The sequence below is a fragment of the Dolichospermum planctonicum genome (assembly GCF_005402965.1).
Lineage (GTDB): Bacteria > Cyanobacteriota > Cyanobacteriia > Cyanobacteriales > Nostocaceae > Dolichospermum > Dolichospermum planctonicum.
In genome coordinates this window covers 18,799-42,325 of the sequence record NZ_BJCF01000025.1, presented here as the reverse complement: position 1 = coordinate 42,325, position 23,527 = coordinate 18,799, and the positions used below count along the sequence as shown (strand labels likewise).

The window sequence follows — 23,527 nt, the reverse complement described above, 5'->3', positions numbered from 1 at the left end:
GGGTTGACGCAAGGAAACCCAACATTATTAATCATTTAGTTGTTTTTTTGCTGGGTTACGCTGTGGCTTAAAAAAACCTACATTTTCTATTTTCATCCTCGTCAAATTATGCAGAATTTACATAAACTACTCAATACAGAAAACTCAGAATTAGCCAAAATATTGCGGTTTAATTTATATGGATTAGTCGCAATTTTAACCCAAGCAAATCAAGAATATCCCATTGACCCGGGAATAGGATTAAGTGAAGAACTTCTACAAGAACTTGATGAATTATTACAACATACCCGACTTATTGAAGAAGTTGAGGATCTAGGGGAATTAAAAGAATCTCCATTAATAAACGACTTAAAATTATTCAAATTAAAAGCAGCTTTTAATAACGATCCAGAATTAAATTTTTATTTAGGGACTTCTCCAATTCAGAGTCAAAATGATGGGGAAATATGGAACGAAATTCAGAGAAAATTGCTGCGAGTTCCCGAAGATCTAGCGATATTTTGGAGAGAAATTGCTTTGAAAACAGCGCAAGAATTAGGTGCAATTGTAGATCATGAAAATCTTGAAGAATTACCATTTTTCCGCGATGAAATTATTTATCCGGGGTTGAATGGTACAGTTAAAGCCAAAGGACTATGTTTATCTCAAAAGGCTTTACTAAATTCAGAAATTACCCAAAATCATCTTTCTGAAAACTTATATTCAATTGCAGGATTTTTACTTTTATATGTTAAATTTATAGAAATAGATACAGACTTACATCATGCTTTAAAAAGTGTTTTTAGCTTCGATGTAGTTTCTTTAAATTCCAAATTAGAACAACGTCATCAATATATTGACGCTTTAAAAGATCGCTTTTACCGTATCCAAAAATATAGTGAAAATATTGATATAATTGTAGAATTATGTGCCTGGATTGACATAGATGAAGCTATTAATTCTCTAGTATTTATCCCTCCTGCTGAAAGTTATTCCTGGTGGGGAAAATTACAAAAAGAATCCCGTCGTATCCTGAGAAAAGCCGCTGATAAAGCGATAAAAGCAGGTAATGAAGTGAGAATCAAACAATTATCAGGACTGTATGCTGATGTTTGTGAGTTTTCTAAAGATGACTTGCAATTAGATTGTGGTGGTACTCCGGGAGAGGTATTAACTTGTTTGCGAGTCTATGCCAAAATCAATCAACAAGAGTATCCAGGAAGGGTGATATTTCGGACTTTACGCTAGGATGACTAAACAATTAAACAAAATTTACTTCCATTTATTAATGTATAATCCAGATATTGACCTCCTCTTTGTGCCTCTGCTTGAGCCATATTCACTCTAAAATACAAAAAAAATAAAAAATAAATAAACTTTAAGCGATCGCTCCCAAGTTCCCACATCACGCTATCATCAAAGACAGTGGAAATCAACTCTCAGCATCTACCATGACGAATCCGACACCAGAACCAAATTCACCAAACACACCACTTACTGATACAAATCTGGTAGAAGACCGCAGTAAGCTGAGTAAAATGTATCAGCATTACGTAGACATGAAGGATAAATACCCTCATGCTTTGCTGTTATATAGAGTCGGTGATTTTTTTGAAACCTTTTTTCAAGACGCTGTAACCGTCTCCAGAGAATTAGAACTAGTTTTAACCAGTAAGCACGGTGGTGATGTTGGTCGCGTTGCCATGACAGGTGTACCACATCACGCTTGGGAACGCTACACAACCCAACTGGTAGAAAAAGGTTACGCTGTGGTGATTTGTGACCAGGTAGAAGACTCCGCTGATGCTATTGGTTTGGTAAAGCGAGAAGTAACGCGCATTCTCACACCTGGGACATTGTTGGAAGAGGGAATGCTAAAGGCAAGTCGTAATAACTACATAGCTGCTGTAGTAATTGCTGTCAATCATTGGGGTTTAGCCTATGCAGATATATCAACTGGGGAATTTCTCACATCTCAAGGCAGTAATTTAGAACACCTAACCCAAGAATTAATGCGGTTACAACCCGCTGAGGTGCTATTTCCCACTAATGCCCCGGATTTAGGTAGTTTACTGCGTCCAGGAGAAACTTCCCCATCCCTTCCTCAGTGTTTACCACCATCATTTTGTTACAGTTTACGTTCTCAAGTTCCCTTTTCCCAAGCAGAAGCTAGGAGTAAATTATTACAGAAATTCAAAATGCGATCGCTCGAAGGTTTGGGTTGTGAACATCTTCCCCTCGCTGTTCGCGCCGCTGGTGGTCTTATAGACTACATTGAAGATACACAAAAAGCCAATCCTGTATCTCTGCAATTATTACGCACCTATACACTCACGGATTATTTGATTGTAGACCATCAAACACGCCGTAACTTGGAAATTACTCAAACTGTCCGCGATGGCACATTTCATGGTTCTCTATTATGGGCTTTAGACAGAACTAGCACCGCTATGGGTAGCAGGGCTTTAAGGAGATGGTTGTTACAACCGCTACTGGAAATTAAAGGGATTAAATCACGCCAAGATACCATTCAGGAATTAATAGAAAATACCCCTTTACGTCAAGATATCCGGCAATTATTAAAGCAAATTTACGATTTAGAACGTTTAACAGTTAGAGCCGCTTCTGGTAGAGCAAATGCACGGGATTTAGTCGCTTTAGCTGATTCTTTCTCACGATTACCTGAATTATCTCGCTTAGTTGCCAATGCAAAATCCCCTTTCTTGAAGGCCTTGCAAAAAGTTCCTCCGGTGCTAGAAGAACTAGCAGAAAAAATACGGGCCCATATCGTAGAATCACCACCTATACATCTCAAAGAAGGTGGTTTAATTCGCGCAGGTATTAATACGCTTTTGGACGAAAGAAAGGCTACTGTAGAAAGTGATCAACAATGGATTGCAAATTTAGAAGTTGACGAAAGAGCCAGAACAGGAATACCCACATTAAAGGTAGGATTTAATAAAACTTTTGGCTATTATATCAGTATTTCCCGCAGTAAATCTGACCAAGTTCCCGATAATTACATCCGCAAACAAACGCTGACAAATGAGGAACGTTACATTACTCCCGATTTGAAAGAACGAGAAGCACGCATTCTCACAGCGCGAGATGATTTGAATCAACTGGAATATCAGATTTTTAACGCCTTACGAGATGAAGTGGGTAATCAAGCCGAAATTATTCGCAACGTTTCCCGCGCAGTGGCCGCCGCTGATGTATTATCTGGTTTGGCACAATTGGCTGCACATCAGGGTTATTGTCGCCCGGAAATGCTGACAGGTAGAGAGATTGAGGTGATTGATGGTCGTCACCCGGTGGTGGAACAGTCTTTACCTTCTGGGTTTTTTGTCCCTAATTCTACTCGGTTAGGGGATAAGGAAACGAACTACAGAGCCACGGAGGATACGGAGGGTTTGTCTTTATATCCTGATTTGGTGATTTTGACAGGTCCCAATGCAAGTGGGAAAAGTTGTTATTTGCGTCAAGTTGGGTTAATTCAATTAATGGCGCAGGTGGGGAGTTTTGTCCCGGCTCGTTCTGCTAGATTGGGAATATGCGATCGCATTTTTACCCGTGTTGGTGCGGTGGATGATTTGGCTACCGGTCAATCTACTTTTATGGTGGAAATGAATGAAACTGCTAATATCCTCAATCATGCAACTTTGAAATCTTTGGTTTTGTTAGATGAAATTGGTCGCGGCACAGCAACTTTTGACGGGTTATCAATCGCTTGGGCTGTGGCTGAATATTTGGCTGTTGATATTAAATCCCGGACGATTTTTGCTACTCATTATCATGAGTTGAATGAATTGGCTACTATTATTTCTAATGTCGCCAATTATCAAGTTACGGTTAAGGAGTTACCAGACCAAATTATCTTTTTACATCAAGTTCAACCCGGTGGCGCTGATAAGTCTTATGGTATTGAAGCCGGAAGATTAGCCGGTTTACCCCCGGTAGTGATTCAACGCGCAAAACAGGTAATGACACAAATCGAAAAACACAGTAAAATAGCGATGGGGTTGCAAAATTTAGAGTAGTTATTTGTTATCAGGTAAAAACTCTCAACAATAGCAGTTTTATAGTTTTGTAGGTTGGGTTGAGGAACGTTCACGAAGTGTGGCGAAGCCATAACCCAACACTTACAGCATATTACCCTAATGGTGAGGTAAAATTTTGGCGGGCAAGAAGCCCGCACCACAGGATTTTTATCATGAATATCTGTACCTCATCAGATCGGAAACTGCTGTAATTCTTGGGTCAAGGCTCTAGGCATCTTCTGGTTCAAATTGTGCTACAGTTACAGCATTAAACGCAAAAGATAACACCAGAGGAATCGGACATTTAAACCAAAAAGTATAAATCACTGCTAAAATTGTGGTGGATATAGCAGCACAAGCCCAGTACATTTCTTGATTAGTGAAGCCATTTTCCTCTTTAATTATTCTTAACACATTCATTGGTATTGGTTCTGGCATCACCCCCCCCGGAGGAAACGCCCAATAATTCCCACGTCTCTCCATAAATAAATCTGTCCAGCCATTTTCTAAGCACCACGCTTCAATCCATTGAATAGAGTAACGATCCATCATAAAAATACCAATTTCACCTTGTGAATATGTGTCTTAGGTCAATTTCAATAACTCGAAAATTTGCATAAAACTAAATACCAACTCACCGCTGCGGTTAATTATTCTTTAAACCTGATTCTATGCAGCTTCATCTTGATTTGGTATTAGTCAGATAACTGTTAGCAATAACATTAAATTTAAGTCCATCATTCTACATATCTATTAAACATTATGTACATATTGGCAACTTCGCTCCTACAGCTATGACCATGATTAACAGACTAACACTTGTTCGACCTGTGATAATTGAAAAGATAATAAACTTTACTTATCATCGAACTTTATGAACAATTGTAAATACTCAAGTCCTAATCGCCTAATTATCCAATCTTCACCAATTTAGAGAATATAGTAATCGCTCAAAAATTTATGACAAAATATTAAGCCCTGCCCAAAATTCACCCAATTAGCCATTACCAATTACCCAGGAGCAGATTAAACTAGATCATAGTAACTTGGACTGATAAAATATGTTTTGGCAAAAATGCTTAGGATTGATTTTGGTACTTATGATTTGGTGCTTTTCACAGCCCGCATTAGCAGACTGGACTCATCCTCTGTCTTTTAGTAATGCAGAATTGTCAAGACAAGACTTTTCTAGACAAAGTTTACAAGCAGCGGAATTTTCTAACGCTAACTTGGAAATGGCTAACTTTACGAGCGCTGACTTGCGAGGAGCAGTTTTAAGTGCTTCAGTAATGACAAAAGCAAATTTACATGGGGCAGATTTGACAAATGCCATGGTTGATGGGGTAAAATTAATAGGTGCTGATTTAACTGATGCTGTTTTAAAGGAAACTCTTTTACTCCGTACTATATTTACGGATGTTAACATCACAGGTGCGGATTTTACAGACGCAATTCTAGATAAAGCGCAAATTAAAGAGCTATGTCAAAAAGCCAGTGGTGTAAATTCCCAGACTGGTGTAGAAACTCGTGATTCCTTAGGATGTCAATGAAACTTGGTATAATCGGTGGTGGACAACTGGCTTGGATGATGGGAGATGCAGCAAATAAGCTGGGAGTAGAATTAATAGTCCAAACTCCTAGTCAAAATGATCCAGCTGTATCCATTGCCCAAGATAGCATTTTGGCCGCAGTTGATGAAGCCGCCGCCACAGAAATTTTAGCTACAAAGTGTGATATTATTACCTTTGAAAATGAGTTTGTTAACCTCACCGCTTTATCACTTTTAGAAAAAAATGGTGTTTGCTTTCGCCCTAATTTAGCAGCTTTAGCACCTTTATTAGATAAATATGAGCAACGTTGCTATTTACAAGATTTAGGTTTACCAGTTCCCCAGTTTTTTGCCTTGTCAAGGGAAAAAGAGGTAGAATCACAAGTAGAAAACTTGGGTTTTCCCCTGGTTCTCAAAACCCGCAGACATGGATATGATGGTCAAGGAACTTTTATCATTCCCGATTTTGTAACTTTATCAAAAATAATTAATCACAGCAACGCCCAGTTTTTGGTTGAAGAATTTATACCTTTTACAAAAGAACTGGCTATCATTGCAGCACGTTCTGTAAATGGGGAAATTGTCATCTATCCAACGGTAGAGACTCTCCAAAAAGAACAGGTTTGTAGATGGGTAATTGCACCTGCTACAATTACTAAAGAACAAAATTTACAAATTGAAGCGATCGCCCATAAACTATTAAATAGCCTGGAATATGTAGGAGTTTTCGGTATAGAACTATTTCTCACCGCTGAGGGGAAAATCCTAGTCAATGAAATAGCACCACGCACCCACAACTCTGGACATTTTTCCCTTGACGCTTGTGAAACCTCTCAATTTGAACAACACCTCAGAGCCGTGTGTGGTTTACAACTAACCAATACTACATTAAATTGTGCTAGTGCTGTGATGGTTAACTTACTAGGATATGAAACCAGCCATTGCGACTACCAAAAACAACGTCAACAACTAGCAGAGATTCCCCAAGCTACCGTTCACTGGTACGGTAAAACAGAAGCTCGTCCGGGACGTAAACTAGGACATATCACCGTTTTATTAGCGCGAAACAATCGCAGTGCAATCAACGACATTATACACAAAATTGAATCCATCTGGTATCCGATCCAAAAAAGCTAACTAATGCTAACAAAAGTCGGCTTTTTCTTCCTGCTTCACCCTAGTAGTGTCGGCACTATCTAATCCACAGGCTAACTTTGTCAAAATTTTCTAGAATAAACACACAAACTATTTTTCAAGGCTATAATGAGTTAGTTCCACTACGACGATTGGTGACTGCCATCAAGTTTTTTGATCTATGTCTTTAACAACAAGGGAGCTAAATACTTCTCATGGCAGTATACCGGGCTTGTACCCGGAAACTTTAAATGAGAAACCTCGGTTCCCACCTGGTTTAACCAGGTCATAAACTTAGGTAAAACGGCGTTGTGGTGAACTACAAAATTTTAGCCCCCCAGTTGAAAAAACCGGGGAGCTTTTTCATTTTTCATAATTACTCCCTACTCTCTTCCAGAAAGTAAGGATGTAAAAAAATTACCATTTTTTTAGTCTAAAAAGAACTGATCACAAAAAAAAGCCCCGTATAAATTCTTTATATTGACAACTAATAGAACCTGACTATGCCATTAGGTAGAGAATTACCACAGTTGCTGAAGCAGCGCTTGTTTTATAAAGGGCGCAAATTTAACTTTGAAGTTAATCGTTTGCGTTTACCCAACAAATCAGAAGGGGAATGGGAATGTATTCGTCATCCCGGCGGCGCTTTGGCTATACCTATGACCGCAGATGGTAAGCTTGTACTTGTGCGTCAATATCGCTTTGCAGTCCAGGGAAGATTGTTAGAGTTTCCTGCTGGTACTGTAGAACCCAATGAAAGTCCTTTAGAGACTGTGAAACGGGAAATTGAAGAAGAAACCGGCTATCATGCTCGTCAGTGGGATAAACTAGGGGAGTTTTTTCTTGCTCCTGGTTATTCCGATGAAGTCATCTATGCTTTTATCGCTAGAGATTTACAAAAGCTGGAAATACCACCAGCAAAAGATGAAGATGAAGATATCGAAACGGTATTACTCACTCCTCAAGAATTAGAAACAGCCATTTTGACAGGAGAATTTGTAGATGCTAAATCTATTGCCAGTTTTTTCTTGTTGCGTTCATTTTTAGCTTCTGAGATCACAATCCAATAGAATCGGGAATTTTGAAGTCTTAACTTAATTTTACAGCGGATTTTATCTGATAGCCCGCGTGGTGTAGTCATCCAAGGTACACTTTTAGCGGGCAAGATGCCCGCACCACAAGATTTTTATCATTAATATCTGCAAGTTATAATATTGGAAACTGCTGTAAATTTCTCAAAAATTGACTTAATATCTTGAATAACTGCCAACATAATCACGGACTCGATAATCTATATATTGAGTCAAGATTTTTTTGGTGGGTGCAAATTCTCTTAATTGGCCAATATGATTTTCATTATATTCAAACAGGGCTGTAAAATCTGCAAGTCGAGAGACTTGCTGCATATTGTGAGAGATAAATATAATTGTCAGTTCAGAACGCAAACACTCAATTAGTTCTTGAATTTTCATGGTGTTCATGGTATCAAGTCCACAACAAAGTTCATCCATGAGCATAACTTGGGGTTTGACGGCTAAAGCGCGAGCAATACAAAGACGCTGTTGTTGTCCACAACCTAGTTCTAAAGCAGATTTATGCAGCTTATTTTTGACCTCTTCCCAAATATCAGCAGCTTTTAGAGCTAACTCAACAATATCATCTAATTCTGATTTTGGTCGCCATCCTGTTAATTTTACACCATAAGCAATATTATCATAAATGCTAATAGGGAAGAGATTAGGTGTAGAGTAGATTGTACTAATTTGACGACGCAGACGATTAACATTAATTCGTCGTTCATAAATATTTTGTCCAAAAAATTCTATTCTTCCTTCCGTTTTAACTTCTCCCTCTAAGTCACTCATGCGATTAAGAGATTTTAAAAAGGTAGACTTACCACAACCACTAGGTCCAATAATGGCAATGATTTTATTTTGCGGAATATCCATGGATACATTGTCAAGAATTTTTTTCTTGTCGTAGTAAAAACTAAAGTTTTTGACACTAATGGCAGGAATTATTTTACTCATGTGCATGAAAAAAGGAATCAGTAGTCGAGAGTTACCGAGTCAGAATACTTGTAAAACTTTATATTTGATTATAACCTAAGTTGTATTCTTTATTTATCGGCTATATCATCAGTACCACGCTTAAATTAATCCAATAAAGGCAAACTTATCATGTTACAACGTTTTATTTTAATCATTACTACTGTTATTTTCTGGCATTTGTCTATTTTTGGCACCCTAGCAAAGGATAAAAAATTTGAAAATTTGGATAAATTTCCTCCCAGTCCTTTGGAAATAACTACTCCAGACCCACTATTACCAAATTTAGCAAATAAACGGGAATTAACACCAGTAGAATTACAAAAATTAAAGACGGATTTAGATGAGTTAAATCAAGAAGCACAGAAGATATTACAAGGAGAAGATAATAAGAAAGCTTTTGAGATGTGGAACCGTGAATTAAGATTAAGACGGTTTTTAGGTCCATTGGCTGAAGTGGAAGCTTTATCACGGGTAGGAGAAATTTCTGTCAATGAAAATGAACGGGAAGAGGTGCAATATATTAGTCAGCGATTGCAAGTGATTCAAAGCGATATGCTCAAACAAAAAAGCACTGATTTACAATTATGGAAATCCCTAGCTAATGCTTATCAAAAACTTCGTCTTTATAAATTAGCAATATCAGCTTATGAACAAATTCTGATTTTAGGAAAACAGCAACAAGATTCATTTGCAGAAATAGAAACTTTAAAGAATATTGGCGAATTACATTTAAGTTGGTTTGATTATAATCAAGCTGCTAATGTTTACCAAAAGTTGTTAAATTTGGCAATTAATCAAGGTAATAAAACTAATGAATTAGCATATTTACAACAGTTAGCTTATATCTACACTCAAGGAAAACAACACCAACCAGCAATAGATATATTGAATAAATTAGTGGAAATTTCCACTAATGAACAGAATTTGACTCAAATTCCAACTTTGAAATTAGCGATAGCTGCAAATTATGAATTTTTAGCTAAAGAAAACCCGAATTTCAGACAACAGGCTTTTGATAATTATCAAGAAGCTTATACTATTGCATGGAAATTAGAACAGTACGCTAGGGCTGGAGAAGCATTAAATAAATTAATTGCTCTTTACCGTTCCCAAAAACAAATCACCGCAGCTTTAGAAACTAGCAAAATTCTTATTGAAACAGAAACATTAGCTAACAATTTTTATGGTTTAATGTCGGCTTATGATCAAATTGGTAATTTGTATTTAGAACAGCGAGAATACGCAAAAGCATTAACAGCATTTGAGAAAGGATTAGAAATAGCCCAAGAGCTTAAATACCAAGAATCATACTTTACTAAACAAATTGAAAGGTTAAAAACTCAGATAAAAATCTCAAGGATATCAGGATAAATAAAAAAGTCCGCTCACGCGGACTCTGGACATTGGATAAGGTTAAGTTGTCACCAAGAGAGCCTACAAGATGTTAGACTTATTTATATTTTTACTAATTAATTTTAGATAATCAAGTGGTTTGATCTAAGAGTTAGGACATAATTACTGTATTTATGTCTGAAAAAAATGTATTTATTAATGATGATTATTATAGGTAAATAGCTCTCAAGGCTTAATTCATAATCAAAAATTGAAGAAATTGTGGACATAATGCGGACATAATGCGGACATAATTAAGAGAGTTTTGTCTGAGATTTTTTCAAGCATATTTTAGGTCTATTGGGTGCTGTAATAACAGGTTATAAACCAGTTTTTAAATGGTTGGATTCATCAAATTAAGAACAATTGTCACTTCAAATATCCGTACTTAAACTCTGGGCGTAAATCACCTCAATATTACTACCAAACTCCAACTTATCCAAGGACTCTGTAAAAAATACAAACCCCTTGTACGCTGTCACATACTTATATATTTTTGTGAAATAACCTTCATTTGTGACAATGACAAGCGGCTCTTCACCTTTGGCAAGAATATTCAAAAAAGTATCTAGTTTTATACATATACCCGTTCCTCGATAGGTGAAAATACTCCCACCAATGGCAGCAGGTTGAGCAGCCGCGTCACCACTGTAATAGCTCATTTAGTGCTAACTTTGACATAATATTATTGACTTGCTAATTTTAAACTTTTGTCTCCATGACGTGCTGTGTAGTTTGTAACGTTTGGGGTAAACTCCAATCTGGACGTAGTTTAGCCGCTTGACGTAAATAAATATGGTGAATTGGCTGAGAAACTGGTAAATTGGCGTGAATGAGAAAGCGAATACAACGCGGTAAACTTCCCTCCACGTGCATTTGTTGCACATCTAACATGACTACATTATCCCACAAAGGCCGACTGCGAGCGATCGCTGCTGGGAAAATAGCATCTAAATCCTTGGTCACGGAAAAAGTCACACTAATCATATCCTCCGGTTGCAATTTATTTCTTTGTTCTAATTCATCTAATAATTCTGTCACTGAGTCTCTAATTGCTTCGATGCTGTTTTCTGCAACAGTTGTTGCACCACGAATTGCTCGCATTTGCCATTTCACTACCAAAATCCTCCTTATTTGTCAGTTGTCAGTTGTCAATTGACCACTGACTATTAAATTGACTATGGGCGGTATAACCACATGGGTAAACCACTTGTAGACATTTCAAATTCTAACCAATCAATTCCCGCACCAATAACCGATTTAGCTTGACTGTTTCCCGATAATACACGACTCAATAATGGTTTTCGCTCCTCTAGCGTATAGCAAAGAGTTTTTTCCGGATCAAGTCCTATTAATTCCGCTGTCCAACGTCTTGCATCTTCTTCTGTCCCTAAACGGTCTACCACACCCAATTCTAAGGCCTGCTGTCCGGTGAAAATTCGACCGTCAGCAAAGCTTTTAACTTTTTCTACAGACAGTGAACGCGCCTCTGCTACCGTTTCTACAAATTGTTGATAGCTATAATCAATCAATTCTTGCAAAATAGTTTGCTCCGGTTCTGTTAGTTCCCGATCAAAAGCTAATATATCTTTATATGGTCCTGATTTAATCACTTTAAAGGAAACACCAATTTTTTCCAGTAACACCTCCAGGTTATTACCCCGCAAAATCACGCCAATACTCCCTGTAATCGTCCCTGGGTTCGCCATAATATGTTCTGCACCCATACCAATATAAACACCACCAGAGGCGGAAATGTTGCCAAAACTGGCGACAATTTTGGTTTTTTTACTCAATCTCTTCAAAGCACTATAGATTTCTTGAGAGTCCCCTACTGTACCCCCAGGACTATCAATGCGTAGGAGTAAGGCCGGAAATTTACTTTCTTCTACAGTTTTTAATGCTTCTAGTACGTGTCTACGGGTTGTACCAGCGATCGCACCGCTAACTTCAATCCGTGCAATTTGTTTCCGAAAGTTGGGCTTAAATGGCCAAATCATGAGCAATCAAATAAGTTTCTAATTTTCTGAATATCTTTAATATAGAACCAAAAAGCCTTAACCTCACGGGCTTGACTTACTCAAACAATCGAAAACCAGGAGGCAAAACTAACAATAAATATTCTTTTTACAAATATTCTTTTTACCGATACTTTTTTGCTAACTAATGCTAACAAATACATAAGTTGAGATTGTCTCTCAACCAAGGCGTATCAACCAATACACGAAGATAAATTCCTCGCGCACCATTCAAATCTCGGTTCATAGTTCTATTATCCATCCGAGATTTGATGATTTTAGATCCTTCTAGATTACTGATAATTTCGCCAGTCCAACTTACTGTTTTTGAAGTATATGCTTCATTAACATCAATTACTATTTTGTTGAACTCATTAGCTTTATGCTTAATGAATTGCTTGAATTTGTAATGACTTAAAGTCAGCATCTGTCGAACTGATTTAGACCTGATTCTTCTTTTGGCTTTTTTGGACATAATAGATGTCTCAAAAGTAGGAAGTAAAATCACATCGAAATTATTAACTAAAAATCTAGCTGTTTTTTTGTGCAACTCATCTACTAGATATTTGATTTTTCCCCGTAGTCGAGTTGCTGCATTCTTTAATCTTTTCTTCTGTTGGCTCTTTGCTTTGGATATTTTACTAATTAATTTATCCAATTTAAAACAAAGTTTTTGAATTTTCAGGTTAGCATTTTCTCCCAACCATCCAAAACAATATCATACAATCTTTGTCCTGCCGGGTTTTTAATGCTTTTGATTTTCCCTTCATCTGCATATCGCCTCAAGGTGTTTGGATGCAATCCCAGAAATTCGACCGCTTTTGGGAGTGGTATGTATGCCATCAAAGAAGTATAGCATAAGTTGGGGAAAGTTAGCAAATAATTAACTAGTTAACTAGTTAACTAGTTCTGATAAAAGTCGCCAAATAAACCACTCTGGAAAAGCTTAAGGAAATTTTTAGATTTTGTGTGTAGTTTTATTTGGTATCGTAAAGGTACGAAAAGCAAAGTTTAACGAAAATTTGCTAATTGTCAATATTATTGACATTAAAAATACCAGTTCTCGGCACAAGGCTAATAACTTTTAACAAAAATAGAAATATTTAGCCACATTTCACCAGTCATATTACTGATTTTGTGATTGTGTCATTTTTAGACTTAACTCAATGCTGTCTTGAGTTTTAAGAGTCAGTACGGAGAATTTGAGAACGATAATAAACGTAAGTATCAAACAACGCTCCGACAAAACCACAAGTTAAACTAATTATCAATAGACCGTTGAGGGAACTACCACTACCAAAAGTATCCAGAAAATGTATTACTTGTACTGAGATATCGGTAATCATCCCCTGTAGACCAGGAATGTAACTAAAAACTGATAAAACCAAAAGTATACCACCAAATAGGAATATGGGGGCAATAAAACTAAAAATGGTGGTTAAGACCAGGGAACGGAAAAAGTTCATTGTCAGACCAGGTTAGTGTGTAACTGGAGTCAGCGGCGAAAATTGGCTTTGTGTAATGGTAATAGCCGCATGAATTATGTTTCACGCAGAATCGCAAACAGCAAAGCCCCAAAGTTGGAGATTGCAAATTTTTCAATTTCGTACTCCAATTGAGCAATGCCCACAATTTTATCCGCTACTTTCTACAATACTGGCGATCGCTCTTAAATCTTCATTTCGTCAAGAATCTTAAGTTTTCATTAAATTACACGGGTAATAGTTATCCCAAGTGCATTGGCTATTTTTTGATGTTGAAAATCTGTAAAACCCTGAAATCACAAGGAAATACATCTCAGTGTGCAGTTGACTAGAAGTAAAAACGCTGTAAAAACCTGCTTAATTTTATGAGAAAAGCTGTAAACTAAGTTAATAATCTCATGACTTACGTACTACAAGTTACCTGAAACCAAAACCAAAACCAAAACCAAAACCAGTTTCAAACCCTTGTAGAGACGTTCCATGGAACATCTCTACTATGCTGCGATTAATTTAGAAAAAGAAGCGGTCAGGTTGACCGTGTTAGCCTGTGGACTAGATAGTGCCGACACTTCTAGAATGAAGCAGGAAGAAAAAACTGACTATTGTTAGCATTAGTTAGCTTTTTTGTACCGGTGCGTGATTGATGAAATCCGTAACGCACAGAATCCTTGACAAGGATGCGTTACACTATATCAGGATTTACTATTTTAGATATATATGGCTAAATCCAGTTTAGAATCATGGAGTCAGCGATTGCTGGCCGCGATTTTTTTAGGTGGACAAGTCTTGGTTCACCTCCTCCGAGGCAAAATTCACCGTCGCAATACCTTAGAACAATTAGCAATAGTTGGGCCAGACTCTTTCTTTATTGCCTTATTAACAGCTATATTTGTGGGTGCTGTATTTACAATTCAAGTAGCAAGGGAGTTTATTAATTTTGGCGCGGGAAACCTCGTTGGTGGCGTTTTAGCGGTAGCATTGACTAGGGAACTGACTCCGGTATTAACAGCAGTAATTTTAGCAGGACGAGTGGGTTCGGCTTTTGCGGCTGAGATTGGAACTATGAAAGTTACAGAACAAATAGACGCGCTGTTAATGTTAAAAACAGATCCTATTGATTATCTCGTCATTCCCCGTCTTTTGGCTTGCTTCATTATGCTGCCTATTTTAACTTTACTATCCTTGGTGACAGGAATGTCTGGAGGTTTGTTAATAGCTACCCGTATTTACAACCTTTCAGATACGGTATTCCTAGACTCAGCCCGTGACTTTCTCGATATGTGGGATATTGGCAATGCTATGATTAAAGCCTCTTGTTTTGGGGTCTTAATTGCTGTTATCGGCTGTAGTTGGGGTCTAACAACCACCGGAGGCGCTAAAGGTGTGGGACAATCAACTACAACTGCTGTTGTCACTGCTTTATTAGTTATATTTATTAGTAACTTCTTTCTCTCTTGGATTATGTTTCAGGGTTCAGCATAATTTGCAGGGAGCAGGGTTAACGTCAATAAGGAGAACAGATTTTGACCAGTTCATTCACGCCTAACGCCACTTCAACGGTAGAATTACAACCAAGTTACAATATTCCTCTTGTCTTGGTCATTGTTGCTATTCCTATGCTGTTAATACAACCCTGGATAGGGGCTATATTAACGCTATTGGGTTTGTTTTTGATGTTGCAAGCTGTAACACTCAAGTTTAAATTTACTGCTACTGATTTCGATCTGTATAGAGGAGAAAAGTTAATTCGTCGTTTTCCTTACCAAGAATGGCAAAATTGGCGGATATTTTGGCATCCTGTGCCTATTTTGTTATATTTTAAGGAAATTAATAGTATTCACTTTTTACCAATTTTATTTGACCCTAAAACCTTAAAATCTTGCTTGGAACAACGTTGTCCACGAATTGATTAATCTAATCAATTTAATTATATTTTAATTATATTAATTTTTTTTCGCGCCAAGGCGCAAAGGAGCAAAGACACAAAGGTAATACTTTTTTGACGGAATTATATGTTTCCATTTGCCAAGACTGAAAATTTAGATTATTATTTATTTTATGAACTTAGAGGAATCCCAAACTCCAGAGCCAATAGACGAGTGGTTGGAACAAATACCAGTTCAACCTCCTGGAAATGAACCACCAGAAACCCTACTGGCTGATTTAGAATTAGAAGCTCAAGTATCAACACAGGAAATTGTTTTTAATTCAGATACTATTGACTCAACAACATTAACAGCGGAAAACTTAAATTTATTAAATACACAAGCGGCGGCACAAGTAAACCAATTGCAGCAAGTTAAATCGGACTTAAAAGCAGAAATTGGTCAATTGGAAGTTACATATAAAACTCTTCAGACGCAAATAAGTGTAACTCAAACCGCACTTTCCCAGGTTGTCCAAGAATCTTTATCACAGTTGGAACAACGCAAACAAGTTTTACAGATTTCTGTAGAACAATTAGAACGTCGTCAAGAACGAATTCGCAAGGAAATGCGGACTAGTTTTGCTGGTACATCTCAAGATATAGCAATTCGGGTACAGGGTTTTAAGGACTATCTTACAGGTAGTTTACAAGATTTGGCGGCAGCAGCGGAACAAATGCAGCTTTTGCCACCTGTGAAGGAACGGGAAAAGCCGGCACCCAAGGAAGTAAAATCTATGAAGGAACAGTTAGAAGTTCCACAACTGGGACAACAGCAGTTTCAGGATAGTACGAAAAAAATCCGCCGCTTACTTGACCAATATCGCAACCAACCAGACTATTATGGACCACCTTGGCAGTTACGCCGCACTTTTGAACCAATTCACGCGGAAAAACTGTCAAATTGGCTGTTTACCCTGGGGGGACGGGGTGCTTTGCGGACAATGGGTAGCCGCTTACAAAATATTTTAATTGCTTCTTCGGCAATTTCCATATTACATGAACTATATGGCGATCGCTTACGAACTTTGATTTTAGCTAATACACCGGAACGCTTAGGCGAATGGCGAAGGGGTTTACAAGATTGTTTGGGTATTGGTCGTTCTGATTTTGGACCGGATAGAGGTGTGGTATTATTTGAAGCACCGAATGCCTTAGCTCAGAAAGCTGATAGATTAGTTAAAGCCAATGAAATGCCTTTAATTATTATTGATGATTCTGAGGAACAAATTAGTTTAGGTCTGCTACAATTTCCCTTGTGGTTGGCTTTTGCTCCTGACCCGAAAACTATGAAAAATAGGGATCTTGATGATGATTTTTAGTTAGTTATTGGTCAGTGGTCAGTGGTAAGAGGTTGTTTTAAAAGTCTAAATTCATACTAACTCTGGCGATTCTAAATCGTGGTTCACCTTGCACACAGGCAAAACCCACCTGCGTAGGTTTGAAAAGCTTGATTTTCTGTTAGTCTGCGCAGGAGGATTTTGTTTGTGTAGTAGCGTATCCATGACGGTAAGCGAAGCCATATTATATTCGCCAAAAAGTTTTCAAACATCCTGATAACTGATACCAAATTAAGATGAAGCTGTTATAGAATAAGATTTTAATAATTATTGACCGTAGATAAACGCAGATAAATATGGATGAATTAATAGATTTTATAATTCTTTGTAGCCTCTCATAAAATTGTCTGTCAACTGTCCCCGTGGCGTAGCACCTGTTCCCTGTCACCTGTTCCCTGTCACCTGTTCCCTGTCCCCGTGGCGTAGCACCTGTCAACTGTCAACTGTCAACTGTCAACTGTCAACGGACAAATTTATTTTATGTTTATGTGGTTAACTTTGTGTGGTGTAGTGGTTTTATTAGCTTACTTATTTGGTTCTTTTCCAACTGGATATTTAGCGGGTAAGCTATTAAAAGGTATTGATATTCGAGAAGTTGGTTCTGGTTCAACTGGTGCAACTAATGTTTTACGCACTTTGGGTAAAGGTCCAGGGGCATTTGTCTTATTAATTGATGCTTTGAAGGGAGTATTAGCAATAAATCTAGTTTACGCTTTATTTAATATTGCTTCTGTTCGTAATTTAATACCAATACCACCAACTATAAATATCGAAATTTGGCAACCTTACTTAGTCACTTTGGCTGGGTTAGCTGCCCTTTTAGGACATAGTAAATCAGTCTTTCTCGGCTTTACGGGTGGTAAATCTGTGGCTACTGGTGTGGGAATTTTATTAGCGATAAATTGGCAAGTAGGATTATCAACATTGGGAGTTTTTGCTCTCGTCATTGCTATTTCTAGAATTGTTTCTTTAAGTTCTATTTCTGGGGCTGTGGCTGTTTCTATTTTTATGGTAATTTTTCATCAACCTTTAGCCTACATTATTCTCGGTCTTGCTGGAGGTTTATATATAATTATCCGTCATCGCAGTAATATTGAGCGATTAATTGCGGGTACAGAACCGAAAATTGGACAGAAAGTAGAAACACAAACTCAACAAACTAGTTAGAGTCTGCTGAAAAAGTTGTCATGGTTTTGCAATCCTCAATTACCATAACATTTCCAAAAGAGACATTTTTATAGTGTTTATAGTAACCACTCCAAAATTGCCAGAACGTATTTCCGTATTTAGGGTGATCACCTCCATCACAAGGATAAACATCACAGGGATAAATGAGGTGTCCTTTATCAATAAAACAGGCTTCAGCTATAAACAAGTTGTTCTTGTTTGTGTTTTTTTGTCCCCAACTACGAAATACACTCCAACCATGATGATTAACTAGAGGACTACTGTTATGCCAAATATAGTGTCTGTAGGTTGTTCCTGCGATAATTCCCCAAGCGTTGGGATCTAGATCCATGTCTTTAGCCATTTGTCGAACAATAGCAGGATCCATGTAATTATCTTTACAGGTTTGGTCGAGGGATTGGTAAGCAGTATTTAGTATTTGCTGTATCTCTTCGTCGTTCATATCCCGAATCAAAGCCTCAATGATGTCCCTTTCGATGCCAAAAACATTGGATACTACATCAGCTAGATCATCAATTTTTGGTTCAGGTACGGTGAACAATATTCCTAAATCTAAATTTAGCTTCAGCCCGTCTTTGATTATATCCCACCAGTCACGAAAGTTTCTCACCCATTTACCGGGTCTAAATACTCCTTCAAGGCTACCTGTGGGAGAATAGGGTAAATTATATTCCCAACAACCAGGACGGCCATCATGCCAGGGATCTTTTGTACCACAGTCATGATGCACTCGCACGTGCAGATTATGTTCGTTAAAGTTATGAAAATGGAATTGCCATTCAAATTGGTCAGCCATAATTTTAGTTGTCTTTGTGATAAAAAAATCTATGACTTACGTTACGCACTACCCAAATTAACCATCATCTGTATCAACTATAAGTAGGTGAACGGAAAAAAACCGACATAAGTAACGAAAAGTCAAGTTGCCCAAAACCTCTTCCCTGCTCCCTGTTCCCAGTTAAGAGTTCCCTTGTCATAACGACAATTTTTAACGCCAACCTACTTAAATAGTCCTTATATTATTAGTCCAATTCTGCACAGTATGTGTGTATTTAACAAAGTTAAGTCAAGTTCATCAAGAATAATTCTGGAAATCATGCTATGAACTGGTTGTAGCCATTTGTGAAAAAAAAAATTAACTTGGCATAAATGTCATTAACTTCCTTAAATTCGTAATTTTTTGCAAGTGCCATGAAAATCCACCAAAATATGCTTACTTATGTACATACTAGCTTGGGTGAGAATAGAATAATTGATACTTTTACTAAAGAAGGTATTAATCATCGTCATAGGATATGGATTAGTTTTTTTGTCAATGCGTAACTCCTAAAATCTATTGTTTGCTAAGTATCTAGAAGTATATAGTTATGTACTTTCAATGAATATTCCAAAATTCCCACTTTTTCGTAGGTAAAAAAACGCTATTATTGGTGGGATAATTAGATTTATCTGCTCGATACTCACTCAAACTACATCTCACGTTAAATTACTCGGCTTTAATCCCCTAATCTATGCCTTGCTATCAGTCTTGCTATAAGTCTGGCTATAAATATTTCTTAAAATATTTCCTCATCAGTAGGACTTACGCAAGTGTCACACCAAAAATCTATTGCCGGGTACATCAGATACAGCAAGTTGAGCTTGAGTGAAGTACACTTTGTGCAGGCAAGATGCCCGCACCACAAGAGTTTTATTGTTAATATCTGTACTTCATAAGATCGGGAACTGCTGTATCAACAAATAGATCCCCGACATCTTCAATAAGTTGGGGATCTGAGGATGATTTTTACTAAAATTGAAAAACCAAGATCTCGCTTTTTGTATTAGCCAGATCTTGGGTTTTTGGTGACAATGGTTTTAAAGTCATTTGTGGCGCGTTTTGTTGTAAAACCACAGCTTGATAAGCTACGACTCCAGTATGTTCACTATCGAGACAACGAGCCGCTGTTTGAGATAAATCTAGGCTTCTGGGTGCAATGTAGGGGCCACGGTCATTAACACGCACAATTACGGATTTATTATTTTCTAAGTTTGTGACTTTTAAGTATGTATTAAAAGGTAGGGTACGATGGGCAACTGTGAAATCATCTTGATTATATATTTCACCATTTGCTGTTAAGCGACCATGAAAATAGCCGCCATACCAAGAAGCTAATCCAGAAAGTTTTGTGGTTGAAGACTCTAATCCATACATTGCCATTTGTCCTTGTATCAGCGTCAAGGGTTCGGTATGCAGGGCTATGCGGAGATTGTTAGTCCATTCCAGGGCTAATATGTCACCACTGCGACCAAGTTGAGCGGACAGTTTTCGTTCAATTGCAAATAGTAAGCGAGTACCTACCATGAGGGACGGAGTTTTATCCACTAAACCGGGTTGTATTTCTGTAGGTTCTACTTTTGGTGATTTCACTAATTGCTGTAAGCGGTTTTGTAAAGCATTAGCTGTAATGCGATCAGGGAGTCTAGCAACAAAGTTGTTATTAACCCATACTTCATAATTGGATACACTACGCTTGACAATTAATACTGGTGCATAATCGTAACTGCCATTTTGCTCTACTGGATTGTTAATGACATTAAAGAAGCTTTGGAGCGATCGCACAAGGGTAGGAGGTGAAAAATCGAGTTTGGGAACACTAAACTGGGTGAATTTAACTAGTACAGAGTTAGTAATATTTTTCCAGGGAGTTTGTGCAGCTATATTTTCTGGCACAGGGGAACAAAATTTTGTTTCTTTGGCCTTGAATGTTGTCAAATCTGGGATAGTGGCGGTATCTCGATGTGATGATAATTGTTTATTTATCCAATCAAAAGTGAAGCGAGTTTTGGATATAAAGATTTTTTGCCAAGCATTTTTATGTTGTTGAGCATTGGTAAAAAATTGATGCTGATCCTTGACTAAATTAGCTGTAAATTGTGTTGGGGATGCCAACCCCATGGGTAAAGCTGTCAACATGACGGTACCACCCGTAAAGGATGTTAACCATAGTATTCCGTTTGATATCATAGTTTAGTTATTGTGAAATTAGATGCCAAATTTATGGGTAAATATGCCCAGATTAAACTAGGACTTACGCAAGTGTCACACCAAAAATCTATTGTAGGGTGCATCAGATATCAATAATCCGTTTATTTACCAGATTTTTGCCCTTTGATACACTTTACCAATGTGCTAGTTGTGTAAGTTCTGGTATTGTTTACTCAGCAATAACAACTATATAGTTATTTATTGTTAATGAATATTCCAAAATTCCCACTTTTTTGTATGTAAAAAAAACGCCATTACTGGTGGTATAATTAAATTTATCTGCTTGATACTCACTCAAACTACATTTCACGTTAAATTACTCAGCGTTAATCCCTTAATCTATGTCTGAAGAAAATTCCCATGGCAATTCTGTGGTAGTGACTCACCAGTTTAATGACCTAGATAGGTTTGCACAAGCCATAAAACCTCTGAATATCAAAGAAGGTAATCAATTAAGCCCAGGAGGCTTTCTAGGAACTATTAATTTTGCGGACTTTGGAGATTTGAAGTTTACTCACCTGCATCAAAATCAAGTTGCTAAAGCCACTGGCATGAAATCTACTGATGATATCTCCTTTGTGTTGGCATTTCACCCCAAGTTGATACAAATAAGCTCTCATGGTTGTGCTGTTGGAAAATATGATATATTTGGTTTCGATTCCACTAGGGAAGTAGATATAGTTGTTAGCAAAGACGTTCATCTGATCATGGCCAGTGTGAATGGACTGGCTTTCCGTACCCTATGTGAACAAATGGGATACGAAATGGAACAAAAGGTTTTCCAACATAATGCTCTGAGTTTACACCCTGCATCATTGCGACCTCTCAAGGCTTACTATCAAGAAATTACTCATATATTGAGTACCCAACCATCATTATTGATGCAATCACAGATGCAATCAATAATAAGGAAAGATTTTTTACCATTACTAATTAATACTTTCGGTAGGAACGCCCAAAAAAAACAACGCATATTAAGACCATTCCGTCGTTATTCCCAGGTCAGGAAAGCGGAAGAAATTTCTAGATCCTATAAAGATAAACCTTTAACACTACAAAAACTATGTGAGGAATTAGAAACTAGCAGTAGTGCCTTATCTTGTGGGTTTCAGGAAGTTTTTGGTATCAGTCCCATGGCTTATATCAAAATTCAACGGCTGAATGGGGTACGCCGGGCTTTAATGAGTGATCATCCGAACACAATAACGGTGATGAATGTGGCTCAGGAGTGGGGATTTTGGAATGCTTCACATTTTGCTAAGGATTATAAGGATATGTTTGGTGAGTTACCATCAAAAACGTTGCGAGGTAATTTGCAATAATCAAATCGTTTCCAACCCGACTTCTCTAAAAAATCGGGGATCTGGGAGTTATAGTATTATGGGAGGTGTAAGAGATGTAAATCTATGTCTGAACAGAATCTTCATGGTAATTCGCTGGTTTTTACTCGCCAGTTTGATGATGGATATAAATTTGCACAAGCCATAAAACCGCTGAGTATCAAAGAAGGTAGTCAATTAAGCTCAGGAGGTTTTCTAGGAACTATTAATTTTGCGGATTTTGGAGATTTGAAGTTTACTCACCTGCATCAAAATCAATCTACTCAAGCTACTGGTACGAAATCTGTTGATGATATCGGCTTTTCGTTGGCATTTCAACCCAAGTTGACACAAGTAAGCGCTCACGGTTGCGTTATTCAAAACCATGATATATTTGGTTTTGACCCTACTAGGGAAGTAGATGTAGTTGTTAGCAAAGATGTTCATCTGGTCATAGCTAGTGTGAATGCGCGGGCTTTTCATGCCTTATACGAACAAATGGGATACCAACAGGGGGAAAAAGCTCTCAAACAAAATGCTATGCGTCTACACCCTGCATCATTGCGACCTCTCAAGGCTTTCTATCAAGAAATTACTCATGTATTCAATAATCAACCAGCATTATTAATGCAATCACAGATGCAATCATTAATAAGGGAGGATTTCTTGCCATTGCTAATTAATACCTTCGGTAGGAATGCCCAAAAAAAACCACGCATATTAAAACCCTTTCGTCGTTATTCTCTGGTTAAGAAAGCGGAAGAAATTTCTAAGTCCTATAAAGATAAACCTTTAACACTACAAAAACTATGTAACGAATTAGAAACTAGCAGTACTGCCTTATCTTGTGGGTTTCAGGAAGTTTTTGGTATCAGTCCCATGGCCTATATCAAAATTCAACGGCTGAATGGGGTACGCCACGCTTTAATGAATCCTAACACGAATACAAAAACAGTGATGGAGGTGGCTCAGGAGTGGGGATTTGGGAATGCTGCATATTTTGCTAAAGATTATAAGGAAATGTTTGGTGAGTCACCATTAAACACATTACAGCGATTTTGCCGGTAAATGAAGGACGGTT

General features: G+C 37.6%; 24 protein-coding genes and 1 other RNA gene. 15 read left to right on the top strand and 10 right to left on the bottom strand.

Features of this window, described 5'->3' with window-relative positions; translation table 11 throughout:
• Positions 1 to 108: 108 nt before the first annotated feature.
• Positions 109 to 1,227 carry a hypothetical protein gene (locus FFO06_RS12170; protein WP_137908277.1) on the top strand — a complete coding sequence of 373 codons (1,119 nt, stop codon included), beginning with the start codon at positions 109 to 111 and terminating at the stop codon, positions 1,225 to 1,227.
• Between the two features lie 203 nt (positions 1,228 to 1,430).
• Positions 1,431 to 4,019: a DNA mismatch repair protein MutS gene (gene mutS / locus FFO06_RS12165; protein ID WP_137908276.1), complete on the top strand. Its 2,589-nt coding sequence runs from the start codon at positions 1,431 to 1,433 to the stop codon at positions 4,017 to 4,019.
• A gap of 228 nt (positions 4,020 to 4,247) precedes the next feature.
• On the opposite strand, the gene FFO06_RS12160 is transcribed toward mutS, so the two are convergent.
• Positions 4,248 to 4,571 carry a slr1957 family protein gene (locus FFO06_RS12160; protein WP_028091097.1) on the bottom strand — a complete coding sequence of 108 codons (324 nt, stop codon included), beginning with the start codon at positions 4,569 to 4,571 and terminating at the stop codon, positions 4,248 to 4,250.
• 509 nt (positions 4,572 to 5,080) lie between these two features.
• Here FFO06_RS12160 and FFO06_RS12155 point away from each other — a divergent pair.
• The 4 genes from FFO06_RS12155 to FFO06_RS12140 all read left to right on the top strand — a co-directional run bounded on the left by FFO06_RS12155 (position 5,081) and on the right by FFO06_RS12140 (position 7,772).
• On the top strand, positions 5,081 to 5,569 hold the full coding sequence (locus FFO06_RS12155; protein ID WP_137908275.1) for a pentapeptide repeat-containing protein: 489 nt from the start codon (positions 5,081 to 5,083) through the stop codon (positions 5,567 to 5,569).
• Positions 5,560 to 6,705: a 5-(carboxyamino)imidazole ribonucleotide synthase gene (locus FFO06_RS12150; protein ID WP_190372208.1), complete on the top strand. Its 1,146-nt coding sequence runs from the start codon at positions 5,560 to 5,562 to the stop codon at positions 6,703 to 6,705. Before FFO06_RS12155 ends, FFO06_RS12150 begins: the two co-directional genes overlap by 10 nt.
• A gap of 134 nt (positions 6,706 to 6,839) precedes the next feature.
• Positions 6,840 to 7,024, top strand: a non-coding RNA gene (gene ssrS / locus FFO06_RS12145) — 6S RNA.
• 181 nt (positions 7,025 to 7,205) lie between these two features.
• Positions 7,206 to 7,772 carry an NUDIX hydrolase gene (locus FFO06_RS12140; protein ID WP_137908273.1) on the top strand — a complete coding sequence of 189 codons (567 nt, stop codon included), beginning with the start codon at positions 7,206 to 7,208 and terminating at the stop codon, positions 7,770 to 7,772.
• Between the two features lie 177 nt (positions 7,773 to 7,949).
• Here the strand turns inward: FFO06_RS12140 and FFO06_RS12135 are convergent, their stop codons facing one another.
• Positions 7,950 to 8,732, bottom strand: a complete 783-nt coding sequence (locus tag FFO06_RS12135) for a phosphate ABC transporter ATP-binding protein (RefSeq protein WP_137908272.1) — start codon at positions 8,730 to 8,732, stop codon at positions 7,950 to 7,952.
• A 150-nt stretch (positions 8,733 to 8,882) separates the two neighbouring features.
• Here FFO06_RS12135 and FFO06_RS12130 point away from each other — a divergent pair, with 150 nt between their 5' ends.
• Positions 8,883 to 10,124 (top strand): tetratricopeptide repeat protein, encoded by a 1,242-nt coding sequence (locus FFO06_RS12130; RefSeq protein WP_137908271.1) that lies wholly within the window; start codon positions 8,883 to 8,885, stop codon positions 10,122 to 10,124.
• 395 nt (positions 10,125 to 10,519) lie between these two features.
• Here FFO06_RS12130 and FFO06_RS12125 read toward each other — a convergent pair whose 3' ends face one another.
• The 6 genes from FFO06_RS12125 to FFO06_RS12100 all read right to left on the bottom strand — a co-directional run bounded on the left by FFO06_RS12125 (position 10,520) and on the right by FFO06_RS12100 (position 13,629).
• Positions 10,520 to 10,807 (bottom strand): hypothetical protein, encoded by a 288-nt coding sequence (locus FFO06_RS12125; RefSeq protein WP_137908270.1) that lies wholly within the window; start codon positions 10,805 to 10,807, stop codon positions 10,520 to 10,522.
• A 40-nt stretch (positions 10,808 to 10,847) separates the two neighbouring features.
• Positions 10,848 to 11,261, bottom strand: a complete 414-nt coding sequence (gene aroH / locus FFO06_RS12120) for a chorismate mutase (RefSeq protein ID WP_137908269.1) — start codon at positions 11,259 to 11,261, stop codon at positions 10,848 to 10,850.
• 62 nt (positions 11,262 to 11,323) lie between these two features.
• Positions 11,324 to 12,145, bottom strand: coding sequence for a signal peptide peptidase SppA (gene sppA, locus FFO06_RS12115; protein ID WP_137908268.1), 822 nt, complete (start codon positions 12,143 to 12,145; stop codon positions 11,324 to 11,326).
• 169 nt (positions 12,146 to 12,314) lie between these two features.
• On the bottom strand, positions 12,315 to 12,866 hold the full coding sequence (locus FFO06_RS12110; protein WP_236097135.1) for a zinc ribbon domain-containing protein: 552 nt from the start codon (positions 12,864 to 12,866) through the stop codon (positions 12,315 to 12,317).
• Complete coding sequence (locus FFO06_RS12105; RefSeq protein WP_236097134.1) at positions 12,845 to 13,006, bottom strand: MerR family DNA-binding transcriptional regulator; 162 nt, start codon at positions 13,004 to 13,006, stop codon at positions 12,845 to 12,847. Before FFO06_RS12105 ends, FFO06_RS12110 begins: the two co-directional genes overlap by 22 nt.
• A 338-nt stretch (positions 13,007 to 13,344) precedes the next feature.
• On the bottom strand, positions 13,345 to 13,629 hold the full coding sequence (locus FFO06_RS12100) for a hypothetical protein (protein ID WP_137908267.1): 285 nt from the start codon (positions 13,627 to 13,629) through the stop codon (positions 13,345 to 13,347).
• Between the two features lie 76 nt (positions 13,630 to 13,705).
• Between FFO06_RS12100 and FFO06_RS21190 the strand changes: the two genes are divergently transcribed.
• The 6 genes from FFO06_RS21190 to plsY all read left to right on the top strand — a co-directional run bounded on the left by FFO06_RS21190 (position 13,706) and on the right by plsY (position 18,078).
• Positions 13,706 to 13,861 carry a hypothetical protein gene (locus FFO06_RS21190; protein WP_162501194.1) on the top strand — a complete coding sequence of 52 codons (156 nt, stop codon included), beginning with the start codon at positions 13,706 to 13,708 and terminating at the stop codon, positions 13,859 to 13,861.
• A 266-nt stretch (positions 13,862 to 14,127) separates the two neighbouring features.
• On the top strand, positions 14,128 to 14,256 hold the full coding sequence (locus tag FFO06_RS22320; RefSeq protein WP_255501572.1) for a hypothetical protein: 129 nt from the start codon (positions 14,128 to 14,130) through the stop codon (positions 14,254 to 14,256).
• Positions 14,257 to 14,364: 108 nt separating this feature from the next.
• A complete protein-coding gene (locus tag FFO06_RS12095) occupies positions 14,365 to 15,129 on the top strand; it encodes an MlaE family lipid ABC transporter permease subunit (protein WP_137908266.1) in 765 nt (254 codons plus the stop codon).
• Positions 15,130 to 15,170: 41 nt separating this feature from the next.
• Positions 15,171 to 15,560 carry a DUF3119 family protein gene (locus FFO06_RS12090; RefSeq protein WP_137908265.1) on the top strand — a complete coding sequence of 130 codons (390 nt, stop codon included), beginning with the start codon at positions 15,171 to 15,173 and terminating at the stop codon, positions 15,558 to 15,560.
• 145 nt (positions 15,561 to 15,705) lie between these two features.
• Positions 15,706 to 16,893 carry a DUF3086 domain-containing protein gene (locus tag FFO06_RS12085; RefSeq protein WP_137908264.1) on the top strand — a complete coding sequence of 396 codons (1,188 nt, stop codon included), beginning with the start codon at positions 15,706 to 15,708 and terminating at the stop codon, positions 16,891 to 16,893.
• 498 nt (positions 16,894 to 17,391) lie between these two features.
• A complete protein-coding gene (gene plsY, locus FFO06_RS12080) occupies positions 17,392 to 18,078 on the top strand; it encodes a glycerol-3-phosphate 1-O-acyltransferase PlsY (RefSeq protein ID WP_137908263.1) in 687 nt (228 codons plus the stop codon).
• On the opposite strand, the gene FFO06_RS12075 is transcribed toward plsY, so the two are convergent.
• Both FFO06_RS12075 and FFO06_RS22460 read right to left on the bottom strand, forming a co-directional pair.
• Complete coding sequence (locus FFO06_RS12075) at positions 18,071 to 18,895, bottom strand: hypothetical protein (protein WP_137908262.1); 825 nt, start codon at positions 18,893 to 18,895, stop codon at positions 18,071 to 18,073. The two genes, plsY and FFO06_RS12075, sit on opposite strands and share 8 nt — an antisense overlap.
• Before the next feature lie 993 nt (positions 18,896 to 19,888).
• On the bottom strand, positions 19,889 to 21,106 hold the full coding sequence (locus FFO06_RS22460) for a septal ring lytic transglycosylase RlpA family protein (RefSeq protein WP_137908261.1): 1,218 nt from the start codon (positions 21,104 to 21,106) through the stop codon (positions 19,889 to 19,891).
• Between the two features lie 362 nt (positions 21,107 to 21,468).
• On the opposite strand from FFO06_RS22460, the gene FFO06_RS12065 reads away from it, so the two are divergent.
• Together FFO06_RS12065 and FFO06_RS12060 are read left to right on the top strand one after the other, a co-directional pair.
• Positions 21,469 to 22,449: a helix-turn-helix domain-containing protein gene (locus FFO06_RS12065; RefSeq protein WP_137908260.1), complete on the top strand. Its 981-nt coding sequence runs from the start codon at positions 21,469 to 21,471 to the stop codon at positions 22,447 to 22,449.
• 84 nt (positions 22,450 to 22,533) lie between these two features.
• The gene (locus tag FFO06_RS12060) at positions 22,534 to 23,514 is read left to right on the top strand and encodes a helix-turn-helix domain-containing protein (RefSeq protein WP_137908259.1); all 981 of its coding nucleotides are present in this window, start codon (positions 22,534 to 22,536) and stop codon (positions 23,512 to 23,514) included.
• The last annotated feature ends 13 nt before the right edge of the window (positions 23,515 to 23,527 follow it).